12 protein-coding genes are annotated in these 13,591 nt (G+C 37.5%); 10 read left to right on the top strand and 2 right to left on the bottom strand.

Going from position 1 to position 13,591, the window contains the following annotated elements:
• Nucleotides 1-87 precede the first annotated feature (87 nt).
• From ureG to CQ022_RS08165, 6 genes are all read left to right on the top strand, one after another.
• Nucleotides 88-726: an urease accessory protein UreG gene (gene ureG / locus CQ022_RS08190; protein ID WP_105680942.1), complete on the top strand. Its 639-nt coding sequence runs from the start codon at nt 88-90 to the stop codon at nt 724-726.
• Nucleotides 727-1,515 (top strand): urease accessory protein UreD, encoded by a 789-nt coding sequence (locus CQ022_RS08185; RefSeq protein WP_105680941.1) that lies wholly within the window; start codon nt 727-729, stop codon nt 1,513-1,515.
• Between the two features lie 144 nt (nt 1,516-1,659).
• Nucleotides 1,660-2,361 carry a hypothetical protein gene (locus CQ022_RS08180; protein ID WP_105680940.1) on the top strand — a complete coding sequence of 234 codons (702 nt, stop codon included), beginning with the start codon at nt 1,660-1,662 and terminating at the stop codon, nt 2,359-2,361.
• Nucleotides 2,362-2,520: 159 nt separating this feature from the next.
• The gene (locus CQ022_RS08175; protein WP_105680939.1) at nt 2,521-3,408 is read left to right on the top strand and encodes an urea transporter; all 888 of its coding nucleotides are present in this window, start codon (nt 2,521-2,523) and stop codon (nt 3,406-3,408) included.
• 195 nt (nt 3,409-3,603) lie between these two features.
• Nucleotides 3,604-5,850: a TonB-dependent receptor gene (locus CQ022_RS08170; protein ID WP_105680938.1), complete on the top strand. Its 2,247-nt coding sequence runs from the start codon at nt 3,604-3,606 to the stop codon at nt 5,848-5,850.
• Nucleotides 5,851-6,056: 206 nt separating this feature from the next.
• Nucleotides 6,057-6,947 carry a helix-turn-helix domain-containing protein gene (locus CQ022_RS08165; protein ID WP_105680937.1) on the top strand — a complete coding sequence of 297 codons (891 nt, stop codon included), beginning with the start codon at nt 6,057-6,059 and terminating at the stop codon, nt 6,945-6,947.
• A 131-nt stretch (nt 6,948-7,078) separates the two neighbouring features.
• On the opposite strand, the gene CQ022_RS08160 is transcribed toward CQ022_RS08165, so the two are convergent.
• Together CQ022_RS08160 and CQ022_RS08150 are read right to left on the bottom strand one after the other, a co-directional pair.
• Entirely contained in the window at nt 7,079-8,185 is a 1,107-nt protein-coding gene (locus CQ022_RS08160) for a DNA topoisomerase IB (RefSeq protein WP_105680936.1), read from the bottom strand.
• Nucleotides 8,186-8,384: 199 nt separating this feature from the next.
• The gene (locus tag CQ022_RS08150) at nt 8,385-8,822 is read right to left on the bottom strand and encodes a DUF6526 family protein (RefSeq protein WP_105680935.1); all 438 of its coding nucleotides are present in this window, start codon (nt 8,820-8,822) and stop codon (nt 8,385-8,387) included.
• A 214-nt stretch (nt 8,823-9,036) separates the two neighbouring features.
• Here CQ022_RS08150 and CQ022_RS08145 point away from each other — a divergent pair, with 214 nt between their 5' ends.
• The 4 genes from CQ022_RS08145 to CQ022_RS08130 all read left to right on the top strand — a co-directional run bounded on the left by CQ022_RS08145 (nt 9,037) and on the right by CQ022_RS08130 (nt 13,496).
• Nucleotides 9,037-10,806 carry an aminopeptidase P family protein gene (locus CQ022_RS08145; protein ID WP_105680934.1) on the top strand — a complete coding sequence of 590 codons (1,770 nt, stop codon included), beginning with the start codon at nt 9,037-9,039 and terminating at the stop codon, nt 10,804-10,806.
• Between the two features lie 472 nt (nt 10,807-11,278).
• Entirely contained in the window at nt 11,279-11,845 is a 567-nt protein-coding gene (locus CQ022_RS08140) for a Crp/Fnr family transcriptional regulator (RefSeq protein WP_105680933.1), read from the top strand.
• A gap of 53 nt (nt 11,846-11,898) precedes the next feature.
• Nucleotides 11,899-12,921, top strand: a complete 1,023-nt coding sequence (locus CQ022_RS08135) for a saccharopine dehydrogenase (protein ID WP_105680932.1) — start codon at nt 11,899-11,901, stop codon at nt 12,919-12,921.
• The gene (locus tag CQ022_RS08130; protein ID WP_105680931.1) at nt 12,918-13,496 is read left to right on the top strand and encodes an NAD(P)H-dependent oxidoreductase; all 579 of its coding nucleotides are present in this window, start codon (nt 12,918-12,920) and stop codon (nt 13,494-13,496) included. The genes CQ022_RS08135 and CQ022_RS08130 overlap by 4 nt, the downstream gene beginning before the upstream one ends.
• Nucleotides 13,497-13,591: the final 95 nt, after the last annotated feature.

Here is a 13,591-nt window from a genome sequence, read left to right as displayed (position 1 = left end):
CTGCTGAGTGAATCGCCTTTGCGATCGTAAAATATTCTCAATCAAAAAAAACTTTGCGCTCTTAGCGTTAAAAAAAATAAAAAAAAAATGGAAAATAGAAAATACATAAAAGTAGGAGTTGCAGGACCTGTAGGTTCAGGAAAAACTGCACTATTAGAACGTTTAAGCAGAAAATTATTTGGTAAGTATGACCTTGGAGTAATTACCAATGATATTTATACCAAAGAAGACGCTGAATTTATGGCGAAAAACAGTCTTCTTCCCCACGACAGAATTATTGGAGTAGAAACAGGAGGCTGCCCCCACACTGCTATCCGTGAAGATGCAAGTATGAACCTTGAAGCAGTAGATGAACTGGCAGCACGTTTCCCGGAAATTGAACTCGTTTTAATTGAAAGCGGAGGTGACAATCTTTCAGCGACATTCAGCCCGGACCTTGCTGACGTTACCATCTTTATTATCGATGTAGCGGAAGGAGAGAAAATTCCTAGAAAAGGAGGACCTGGTATCACAAGATCAGACCTTTTGATTATCAATAAAATAGACCTTGCGCCTTACGTAGGAGCCAGCCTTGAAGTGATGGAAAATGATGCCAGAAGAATGCGAAAAGGAAATCCTTTTGTATTCACCAATCTTAAAACAGATGAAGGATTGGATAAAGTAATCGGTTGGATCAAAAAATATGCTCTTTTAGAAGAAGTTGAAGAACCGAACTTAGTAAGATAAATGGATAGTCGTTTAAAAATTATTGCAGGATTCAAGGGAGGAGAATCCTATGTGAAAGACCTTTATGTCTCACTTCCTTTCAGAGTAGTTTCTGTAGGACAGCGAAAAAGTGACAAAAAGCTCTATCAGATGGTGATGAGCTCCTCTCCGGGAATTCTGGATGGAGATCATTACCATTTAGACGTTGCCATTGAAAAAGGAGCTGCCCTTCAGTTACAGTCACAATCCTATCAAAGGCTTTTCAATATGAAGGATGAAGCGCGTCAGGAACTGAATGTTTCAATGGAAGATGAAACTTCTTTTGCTTATGTTCCGCATCCTATCGTTCCGCATGAGGATTCCAACTTTAAAAGTAAAGCGAATATTCATATGGGGAAAAACAGTCAGATCATCATCAGTGAGATCATTACCTGTGGAAGGAAACATTATGGAGAAGTTTTTAAACTGAAGCGTTTTCAGAATGTGATGGAAATCTACCACAACAATAAACTGGTAGTGAAAGATAATGTCCTGATCCAGCCTGATATGATCCCCATCAACAGCATCGGAAATCTGGAACAATATACCCACCAAGGAACCCTTATTTTTTACAGTACGAAAGAAAATGTAGATAAAACCGGATTGATTGAGGAGATTGTTGAAGCCGCAACACAACATCATGAAGAAATGGAAGTGGGTGTTTCCGCTATGGAAGATAATGGTTTTGTAGTAAGAGCTTTGGGACATGGCGGAGAACTGATGTACAACTTTTTCCTTCATATTCAGGAAATCCTTTGGTCGTTGGAGTAAAAGAATCTTCATACTGATTCATTTACAAAATTTGCGAGAAGCATATTCAATAGAAGTGGGCTTTAGCCCACTTAATAAAAAGAAATCTTCCATTGGCTTTAGCCAAAACTTAATAAAAAATCTGAAATAACAGAATTAATAAAAATGGATAGTACAGTTTGGGCACTTCTTTTAAGTGCTGTTTCAATAAGCTTTATACATACAGCTTCAGGGCCTGATCATTATTTGCCATTCATCGTGATCTCAAAATCCAAAAAATGGAGCGGAATGAAAACCGCAATATTAACGGTTGTCTGTGGATTTGGACATGTGCTGAGCTCTCTGATCTTGGGTTTTATCGGAGTTTTTCTCGGATGGCAGCTGAATAAAATCTCATGGTTTCAGGATATCAGAGGGAACTTTTCAGGATGGGCATTGCTGATCTTTGGAGGAGTTTATCTGGTATATGGTCTCATTCAGGCCATCAGAAACAAACCTCACAAACATTTTGATGTGATGGGAGATGACGTTTATGTATACGAACATAATCATAGCGAAGTGGTAATGCCTCAAAAAAGAATAAAAGTAACTCCGCTTGTGCTTTTTATGATTTTCGTGATGGGACCCAGTGAGCCTCTTATTCCTTTATTATTTTATTCAGGAGTAAAACATTCCATGTCTGAAATTGCTGTTCTGGTTATTTCGTTTACGGCAACTACAGTCCTGACAATGCTTGGAATGGTTCTTTTGGGACGCTATGGCTACTCAACATTATTCAACACTGAAAAACTGGAAAGGTATATGGGAGTGGTAAGCGGAGCAGTAGTAACCGTTTGCGGTGTCGGAATGGTCTTTCTTGGATGGTAAACGAGTTTCGGGATTCGAATGAAAGGGTTTGAGGGTAAGAGTGAGTGAGAGCTTTAGGGTAAAGTCCTACTTTCAGCTCCCAGCTTCCAACCTCCAGCTATTAACTTCAAATCATCAATACATTTTACATTGTACAAAATACATTATACAAAAAAAACTATGGACGAATTTTTCAAAAAACTACCCTTTATCGATAATGTTTTAAAAGGAATCGGGCAGATTATGCTCCAGGAAAACCGATGGACAGGCCTTTTGTTTCTTATAGGAATTTTTATGGGAAGCTGGCAGTGTGGAGTTGCAGTACTACTTTCCACAGCGGCCGGAACTTTTACGGCGATGAAACTTAGCTATGCCAAATCTGAAATCAATGCAGGGCTTTACGGCTTCAGTGCAGCCCTTGTGGGAGTAGCATTGTCCTTTTTGTTTCAGACAACATTCTTAATCTGGATTCTTATCGTATTGGGAGGTGCATTGGCGGCTGTTATTCAGCATTTCTTTATCCAAAAGAAAATTCCGGTATTTACTTTTCCATTTATCATTATCACATGGGTATTGGTATTCACGCTGCATCATTTTACTCATATTCCGCCTTCTGCGATGTTAAGCAGTGAAGTTATTCCTACAGAATATGATGATTTTCTTGCTTGTACCAATGGTTTTGGAGAAGTAATATTTCAGGGAGGAATACTTTCAGGAATGATTTTCTTCCTGGCTGTTTTCATAAGTTCTCCGATAGCGGCTTTATATGGATTGGCAGCTTCTATACTGGGAGCAGGATTATCTCAGTTGAATGGAGAACCTATCAAAGAAATTCACATGGGATTATTTGGATTTAATGCCGTGCTTTCCGCAATTGTTTTCTCCGGAGTAAAGAAAACAGATGGTCTGTGGGTACTGATTGCCGTTCTTTTAACCATTGCTATTGATGATCTTTTAATTGATAATCACTGTCTGGATAGAGTGGGTGGTGTATTTACATTCCCATTTGTAGCCGGAACCTGGATTACGCTTTTAATTCAGAAAGTATTTATTAAAGCAAAAAAATAAAGAGTGAGAGAGTCTTAGAGTTGGAGGGTTTGAGAGTGAGACAGTTCAATGTTCAAAGTTTAAAGTTTAAGGTTTGAGGTTTAAAGTTTTTTTCACGATGATTGACCATTCACTTGCGAAGCAAAATTCACTATTGATATTCCTCTAACCTCTGGTTTCTAACTTCTAAAATTTAAATATAATTAAACTAAAAAAATGAAAATAACGAAAATAGCCGCAGTATTTCTGGTCATGGCATTCAGTGGAAAAATAATGGCGCAGGAAGCAGAAAAACAGTTGCTAATAAAAGATGCAGATGACAAATTTCCTATTGCAGATGCTTTGGTAAAATATGACCACGGAAACAGCCATACTCACACAGGAACAGACGGAACATTTGCTATTCCTGTAAAATCCCTTCCTGATACCCTTGTGATCAGCCGTCAGGGATACGATGAGGTAAAATGGGTGGTGGCCAACAATGATGATAAAAATAAAGTTATTTTTTTACAACATAAACCTTTTCAGATTTCTGAAGTAGCCATTAATCACAGTTCGTTTTTATCTGCTATTACAAAGGTTGATCTGAACAAATTTCCGGTAAATTCAGCGCAGGATTTGTTGAGAAAAGTTCCGGGATTGTTTATTGCGCAGCATGCCGGAGGTGGAAAGGCTGAACAGCTTTTTCTAAGAGGATTTGATGCCGATCACGGTACCGATGTAAGCGTAAATGTAGACGGAATGCCTGTGAATATCGTCTCTCATGCCCATGGTCAGGGATATTCAGACTTACATTTTGTGATTCCTGAAACCGTTAATAATATTGATTTCGGAAAAGGAGCCTATTACATGGATCGTGGAGACTTTAATACAGCTGGATACGTAGATTTTCAGACGTACAATGGTTTGAAAAACAGTATGATTAAACTGGAAGGAGGTTCATTCAATTCAAAAAGAGTATTGGGAATGTTCAATATTCTGCATGATGATCTGGGGAGAAAAAATGCCTATATCGCAGCAGAGTACAATTATACAGACGGTCCTTTTGATGTAAAACAGAATTTTAACAGAGTCAATATCTTCGGAAAATACAACCAGTGGCTTACGGATAAAGACTATTTCAATATCCAGTTCTCAACATTTAATTCCTCCTGGAATGCTTCCGGACAAATTCCCGAACGTGCTGTAGATGAAGGAATCATCGGACGATGGGGAAGTATTGATCCTACAGAAGGCGGAAAAACTTCCAGAACAAACCTTCAGATGAATTTTAAACATATTATTTCTCCTTCCGAACAGATTGATGCCATGGCTTTCTATTCAAAATATAATTTCAATCTGTATTCTGATTTTACCTTTAATTTAAAAGATAAAGAGCATGGAGACGAGATTCAGCAGACGGACGGAAGAAATATTTACGGAGCTGAAGTAAAATACATCAAGACTTTTTCATTCGCCAACAGTTCTTTAAACTGGACTTCAGGAATTGGATTAAGAAATGATGATATTAATACCCTGCAGCTTAACCATGTGTATCACAGAGATCTTCTGTTAGACCGATTGTCGGATGTAACAGGAACAGAAACCAATCTTCATGCTTATTCCGGATTGGTTTGGAAAACAGGGAAATGGACAATTAATCCGGCTTTGAGAGTAGATCATTTTATTTTTAATATGCATAACCTGCTGGATGCGGAACAATTGCCTTCCGGACAGTCAAAAGAAGCGACAAGACTGAGCCCTAAACTTAATTTCTCCTATGCCCAGAATGATAACGTAATGTGGTTCCTGAAAACAGGAATGGGCTTTCACTCCAATGACCTGAGAGTGGTAGTTCCCAATAAAAATGAAAATACACTTCCGTACTCTATTGGCGCAGACTTCGGAGTAAGATTACATCCATTCAAATCACTGATTATTACTCCGGCATTGTGGTATATGGATCTTCAGCAGGAATTTGTGTATGTAGGAGATGATGCCGTAGTAGAGCCTTCCGGAAAATCAAGACGTTTCGGGGCCGATCTTGGAGTTCGTTTTCAGCCATTGGAAAACTTCTATCTGAATGCGGACATCAACTATTCCCATGCAAGATTTACTGAAGAAGAAAAAGGACAGGATTATGTGCCGCTGGCTCCCGTAGTAACCAGTACAGGATCTGTAAACTGGGATTTCCTGCATGGATTTTCTTTAGGGCTGCAGTACCGATATTTGGGAGCAAGACCTGCTGTGGAAGATAACAGCATCAGAACCAAAGCTTATTTTGTGAATGACCTGATGCTTTCTTATAACCGTCAGACATGGGGCGCTAATGTGCAGCTGAACAATCTTTTCAATGTAAAATGGAACGAAGCTCAGTTTGCCACAGAAACCCAGTTGAAAGGGGAAGCAGAACCTATTACAGACCTTACGTATACTCCGGGAAGTCCTTTTGGAGTGAGAGTAGGAGTGTACTATAAATTCTGATGTATAATGTATAATGTATAATGTATAATGTATAATGTATAATGTGGCGCTGGCAATTGTTTGTTGAATATTTTAAAATAAAAAAAAGCGATTGTTCAAATAATGTTACTCTTATACATTATACATTTTACACCCGACATTGTACAAATTACAAAAACATCCAAATATTCAATTTTCAGTATTAAATTTGTAATAATCAATTCACTATGGAAGTTTTATCCAATTTTCAATATAAAAAGCTTTTTCTCCCGAATATTACGGATAAGATATTAGCCAATAATGCTGATATACAGCTGTATCGGATAGAAAATTATCTTAAAGGTATTCTCATGCCGGTCATTCCGTACCGTACAACGTTCAATTTTATTATTTTCGTGACCAATGGACATATCAGACAGTATCTTGAAAATAAAGAATACCACGCTGAAAAAGGAGGTGTAATCTTTATTAAACAGGGAACCATCACGGCTACGGTTGAATTATCAGACGATATTGAAGGTTTCTTCCTTGCCTATGAAAATAATATTCTGTCTGAACAGGAACTGCCTAAGCATAAGAGCAGTATTTTTTTCATGACTCCTTTTTTGAATCTTGACAGCCTGACCTATGGAACGATTACCCAGCTTCTCCCGATCATGGAGCAGGAACTATGGCTGAATAACCTCAATGTCAATGACGTTGTAGTTACCATGCTTCATCTTATTTTAATCAAAATGCTGAGTACAGATTCTGATACCCATCATAAATCTGCCACACGGCCAATGGAGCTGTCCCTTCAGTTCCGGGATCTTCTGTTCAAATATCATGTAGGAGAAAAGAGAGTGGCTTTTTATGCTGATAAACTGTCGGTAACGGAAAGTTATCTGAATAAATGTGTGAAAGGAGTTACTCAGAAATCCCCAAAACAGTGGATCAACGAGATTGATATCAATTACAGTAAAGCATTACTGCACTCCAGTAAAGACATTGCGGAGATAGCTTACGAATTGAATTTTCATACCGCCTCCCATTTTACACAGCTTTTCAAAAAAATTGCAGGCATTACGCCAAAGGAATACAGAGTTCAGTTTTTGAACAACAACAGGATTTCGGTTTGATATAAAGAATATAATTGAATGTCAATGGTCAATTTTTGCTGCGCAAGTGAATAGTCAATGGGTTGATGAAGTACAGAATAAAAAATTCACTGCGAAGCAAATTCGCCATTCACTATTGACTGGAAAACTTCCTACATTCTCTCGTTTTCAAGAATTTTCAGCACCAGCTTTTCCTCTTTTGTCAGATCGGCTTTTCCGTCATTTTCTTCAATAACTTCCAGCTCATCAAGATATTTTTTGATGGTATTGTTCTCGTAAAGATTGATGACTAATGGATGAACATAATATTTTCTACAGACAGCAGATGTATTTCCCAGATTTTCTGCAACGATATCCAGGGCTTCTTTTACTTTCTTTTTATACTGAGAATCATTTTCTGCATACCCGATTTCTTTAAAAGCAATCAGAGCACTTACCGTTCCGGACCATGTTCTGAAATCTTTTGCCGTAAAATCCTCACCGCTTATTTCTTTAATATAATCGTTTACCATTCCGGAATCTATGGAATGCCGATTTCCCTCATCATCAAAATACTGGAAAAGCTCTTTTCCGGGAATATCCTTGCATTTCTGAACCAGCCTCGCCAGCCTTTTACTTTTGAGATCAATATGATGCATAATACCTTTCTTTCCTTTAAAAGAAAAAATGATTTTCTGCCCGTTTACCTTTACATGTTTATCCTTTAAAGTGGTCAGGCCAAAAGAACCATATAATTTTTCATATACATTATTACCAATACGGATATTGGTTCTTTGCATAAGGCTTACAATTAAAGCCAGAATCTTTCGTTTTTCAAAATTTCTCAGCACCAGATCCTGTTCTATTTGCAGCCGGATGTCCGGTAGCGCATACCCGAACTGAAGCATTCTGTAAAATTTAGTGTGATTTCTTAAAGCGCTCCAAAGAGGATGGTAGCGGTATTGTTTTCTTTTTTTGACATCAAAGCCTGTTGCCTGAAGGTGGCCGTTATCAAGAGCACAGATCCATACATTTTCCCAGGCAGGCGGAATAACCAGACTGTTGATTCTGGTAATTTCTTCCTTGTTCTTTATCTTTTTGCCGTCTTTATAATAGGAATATGTGTTTCCGGTTTTCTTACGGGTAATTCCGTCGGTTTCTGCATCGGTGGTATATACGAGATGTACCGCCTTTGCAGAAGCTTCCGGATCCTTCATTATTTTAACAATTTTTGAAGGCTTAAGGTGAGAAATGATCTCCAAATCTGTATTCTTCTCCATAAAACATGGTTAAGAGTTTTTACCCTTCGAAAAAATCAGTAAAAGAATCCCTACTATTACACAGACTAAGATTATTCCCCACCACATTCCTGCCTTAAAAATCGTTTCTACGGCTTCACAACTTGTAAGTGTCAACAACATTAATATTGTAATACTGTAAAAGCTCCATTTTTTCATAGGTATATATTTTGTGGGTGTGCTAGATTCTGAGTCGGTCAGCTCTCCATTTTTTGATAGACCTTTTAATTTCGTCTCCTGAGATGTTTTCATGAAGCGCTCTGTATAAAAGCTCTTTGAATTCATCATCATAGGTAAATCTCAAGGCAGCAATCTGGTCAAATCTCAGTTTTTCAGCAGTTTCATCAGATCTTTTATTGAAAATCTCGAAATAACGCTGCTTAAACTCCAGAATTACCATCCGGTTTTGAAGTCCCAGTGCATAATGCTGCCGTGTCATAAATGCCAGATAAAAAAGCAAAAAAATCACAACAGAAAATAGTATCCAGACCAGCTGATTTCCAGGATCATCCCAGATTTTGTAAATTCCTAAAATCTCCAATATAATAAGCAATGGAAGATAAATAAAATGATGTGGCGGATAAAATTTCCTGTGGTTATTGTAGTTTTGCTGTTCCATGAAGTAGAATGAAGCAATAATCCTTCCAAAAATTTATTATTTTGATAATGTGGTAGTTTTTTTTACTTGAAAATGATTTTTTTTATTGAATATGTTTAAGGGTTTGATTTTTTTAAGCCCATTAAAAATAACAGATTATTAAGCAAAATAGGCAGTAGATTTGCCCTTCAGACATCAAATTTTTTGTAACTTTCGGTGGTTAAAAATAAAAATAATGACTTCAAAGGAAAAAGTTGCTGCACTTCGTGAAGAAATGCAGAAAAATAATGTTGATGCATTTATAGTATATTCTGCAGACCCGCATATGAGTGAATACCTTCCTGAAGAATGGCAGGAGAGAGCTTGGCTGTCAGGTTTCCTAGGTTCTGCTGGTTTTGTGGTGGTTACCAATGACAAAGCAGGGCTTTGGACAGACGGAAGATACTTTACTCAAGCTGCTATTGAGCTGGATGGTTCAGGAATCGACCTTTTCAAAGATGGTATGGAAGGAACTCCCAATTATATCGACTGGATTATTTCAGTGATTCCTTCCGGCGGTAAAGTGGCGGTAAATGCTGTGGCAGCTTCCAATGCAAACTGGGAATTGCTTTCTCAAAAATTGAATTCAAAAAATATTACGCTGGTAGATTTTCCACTTTTAAAAGAAGTTTGGAAAGAAAGAGGAACTCCATCTGCCAACCCAATTTTTGTACATCCGGTAGAAAGAGCAGGGAAATCGGTATCCGATAAAATTTCTGCAATCCGTCAGAAAATGGAAGAACAGGAAGCTACCGTACATATTATCTCAAGTCTGGATGATGTAGCCTGGACACTGAACCTGAGAGGAAGTGATGTAGACAGCAATCCTGTATTTTTAGGATATATCGTGATTACTAAAAATGATGCGGTATTGTTCACAGGATTGGAAAAAATGGAAGTGGCAGCAAGAAAACAAATGGATGATGCCTTTGTGAAAATGATGCCGTACGAAGAATTCTACAATTACCTGAAGACCTTCAAAAATGAAAAAGTATTGGTTTCTCCAAACAGCAACCAGCAGATTTTCGAAACATTAAAAACAGACAATCAGTTTATCAAAGCTCCGGTTCCCGGAAATCTGATGAAAGCTCAGAAAAATGAAGCTGAGCTGGAAGGTTTCAGAACAGTAATGGTAAGAGATGGAGTAGCGATGGTGAAATTCCTTTACTGGTTAACTCACAACGCTGGAAAAGAAGCAATGAATGAATATTCTATCGGTGAAAAACTGAGAGGTTTCCGTGCTGAAGGAGAAAATTTTGTCGGAGAAAGCTTTGGATCTATCGTAGGATATAAAGATAATGGTGCAATCATGCATTATTCTGCCAAAAAAGAAGGAAGCAAAGACGTTACCAACGAGGAAACAATCCTGGTAGACTCAGGAGGTCAGTACCTTGAAGGAACTACAGATATTACAAGAACTTTTGCTTTAGGAACACCTTCAGAAGAGTTTAAAAGAAATTCAACATTGGTATTACAGGGATTGATCCGTTTATCCATGGTGAAATTCCCGAAAGGAACAAAAGGGGTACACCTTGATGCTATTGCAAGGCTTCCGTTATGGATGGAAGGTAAAGACTTCAACCACGGAACAGGACATGGGGTAGGAAGCTTCATGAATGTACACGAAGGACCACAAAACATCAGAAAAGACCTGAACCCTCAGGAACTTCTTCCGGGAATGGTTTGTTCAAACGAACCTGGATACTATCTTGAAGGTCATTATGGAATTCGCCATGAAAACCTGATCGCAGTAAAAGAAGCAGAAAAAACAATTCACGGAACATTCTATGAGTTTGAAACATTGACATTCTGCCCATTCTTTAAAGAAACTGTAGTGAAGGAAATTCTTTCAGAAAATGAAATTGCATGGCTGAATGGTTACCATAAAACCTGTGAAGAAAAGCTGGCTCCTCATTTAGATGGAGAAGTTAAAGAATGGTTCCTGCAATTGGTAAGCCCTCTTTAATCAAGATAAGTTCAGGATGGAAAGTAGATGATAATCATTACTTTAAATTTTGAATTCTAAACAATAAACAGAAGAATTGTTAGATAAACCAAAGTCCTGTAAGGTATTTCCTGCAGGGCTTTTCTTTTTATACAACCGTATTTTTACGGATATAATTCTAGGGATTCCACTGATGGATAAAAACCGGGACTGACTTATCTTTGTTACAACAAAACATCATTCATATCTTCATAAATAACTCAAGTAAATTCAAAACGGTTGATCATCTCGTCCTGAGATGATTTTTTTTTGCTATTAATTGAAACTTGTATGGCAATACATTCGCTTAAAAAGGATCAATGAAAATGATCTCATCTTTGCTCACTTAAAATAAAATCTTAGAAAAAATGAAAACTTCGCGTTTATAAAGCATGTTGCATTCATCTTTTATCTATTTTCGTGTTTCATTAGAATGCACTTAATTTGAAGAATAATGATACATGATTACTTTAGAAGCTTTAATCTGTTTTCAGAAGATGAAATTGAAGAATTCCTGAAATTTTCCGAGTTAAGACTCGTTAATAAAAATGATTATTTCATACAGGAAGGAGAACTTTGCAAAGAAGTAGGATTGGTGAAATCCGGTATTTTCCGTTCTTTTTATACTTCAGATGAAGGAAAAGACATGACCTATTGCTTCAGATTTCCCAATCATATGATTGCTGCCTATTCATCATTTGTTTCAGGTTGTCCCAGTAAAGAAAGTATGCAGGCTATTACCAATGCAGAACTGATTATTCTTAAAAAAGAAGCAGTAGATGAGTTGGTAAAGAACAGCACCAGCTGGACGAAATTTTTGAAGATCATTGCAGAGCAGGAATATCTTGAACTTGAAACACGTTTTTTTCAGCTTCAGAGAGACAGTGCAGCGCAACGATATGAAACATTATTAAAGAATCATCCTGACTATATTCAGAATATTCCACTGCAGTATTTATCTTCTTATCTGGGAATTACCCAACGCCATTTAAGCCGTATCAGAAAGGAAATTTCTTTTTAGACATTTGTCCTGCTCATTGAAATAGGAGCGCTTTACTTTTGTCAAAAAAAGTTATGGAGCAGAATATTTTAATTATCGGAGGAAATGGATTGGTAGGAAAAACTATTTCCCGCATTCTCAAATCAAGAAATCCTCATATCAATGTTTTTATTGGTGGAAGAAAAGGAGGAAAAACAGATAAGGACCTAAGGATTGATGTTACAGATCCTTCCTCATTTAAGGTTATTGTAGAAAAAAAAATAAACCTCATCATTCTTTCTGTGAATGATAAAGAAGATCATATACTTCGTTTCGCGATTACTCATCGAATAGATTATCTGGATATCACAAAACCTACTCCGGCTTTGGTAAAAGCTTATGCTATTGCCGGAAAAACAGACGTGAACAGCAGAATTGTATTCAGTTCAGGATGGATGGGCGGGATTGTCCCAGGATTGGTGAATGCCCTTTCAGATTCAGGGGATATCAATGAAGTAAAGCTCTTTGTATACTATTCTGTGAAAGATCTGGCAGGAGAGAGTTCAGCTCACTTTATGGCAGAAAATGTAGCGGTTCCTTTTGTGTATTATCAAAACGACAGGCCAGTTTCTATCAGACATTTTTTAGATACGGAAGCTTTTAATTTTTCCTTTGGAATTGGTAAGAGAAATGCTTATAATTTTGATGTGCCTGATCTGTATATTCTTAATAAGGTGGAAAGAATTTCCGATGTGAGTGTGAAAATGACTTATAATTCAAAATTCATTACCTGGTTGCTGGGCGCATTTCAATCCCTGAGGATCTACAATATTTTATCTTTAAAAGAGAGAAAAATGATTTTCGGTTCCAGTGGGAACGGGGATCAGTCTGTTTTTGAAATTGTTGTGGAAGATCCATCCGGACAAAAGAAACTGAGCCTTCAGAGTTTAAAAGGACAGGCAGAGCTGACTGCTTTATCGGCTGTTTTGCACACGGAAGAGCTGTTGAGGAATCCCCATGAAAACAAGGTCTACTTCAGCCATCAGCTGCACGACCCTTTATCTTTAATGGCACAGCTTCATGCTTATGATTCAATTAATATCAATGTCACACAATGAAAAGAATAGCAATCATCAACGGACATCCCCATAAAGATTCCTTCAATTTTGGTCTTGCGGAAGCGTATCGGTTGGGAGCAGTAGAAACGGGAGCAGAAGTAAAAGAAATCGTCATAAGAGATTTAAATTTCAATCCCAATCTGCAGTTTGGATACCAGAAAAGAATGGAACTGGAGCCGGATTTGATGAAAGCCTGGAAAATTATTCAATGGGCAGATCATTTGGTTTGGGTGCATCCCGTTTGGTGGGGCGGATTTCCTGCCTTGATGAAAGGATTCATAGATCGTCTTTTCTTACCGGGAATGGCTTATAAATATCGGGAAAATTCTGTCTGGTGGGATAAACTTTTAAAAGGTAAAACAGCACATATCATTACAACATTAGATCAACCGGGTTGGTATTATCGGTTGTTTTTTGGCCGACCCAGTGTGAATCAGCTTAAAAAATCTATACTGGAATACTGTGGCGTAAAACCTGTTACACTCACTTATATAGGCATAATCCGGAATTCTAAGGATGAACAGCGGGCTCAATGGCTGAAGAAGGTGAATAAATTAGGAAGGAAACAGCAATAACCTGCACGAGATTTAGGATACAGAAAATGATCACTTTATCCGATAATAATCGGTTTTTATTACCGGATAAAGTTTCATTGTTAAAGTGAAAATAT

The organism is Chryseobacterium culicis, from assembly GCF_002979755.1.
In the GTDB taxonomy this organism is placed as follows: Bacteria; Bacteroidota; Bacteroidia; order Flavobacteriales; family Weeksellaceae; genus Chryseobacterium; species Chryseobacterium culicis_A.
This window is presented reverse-complemented; position numbering and strand designations above follow the sequence as displayed.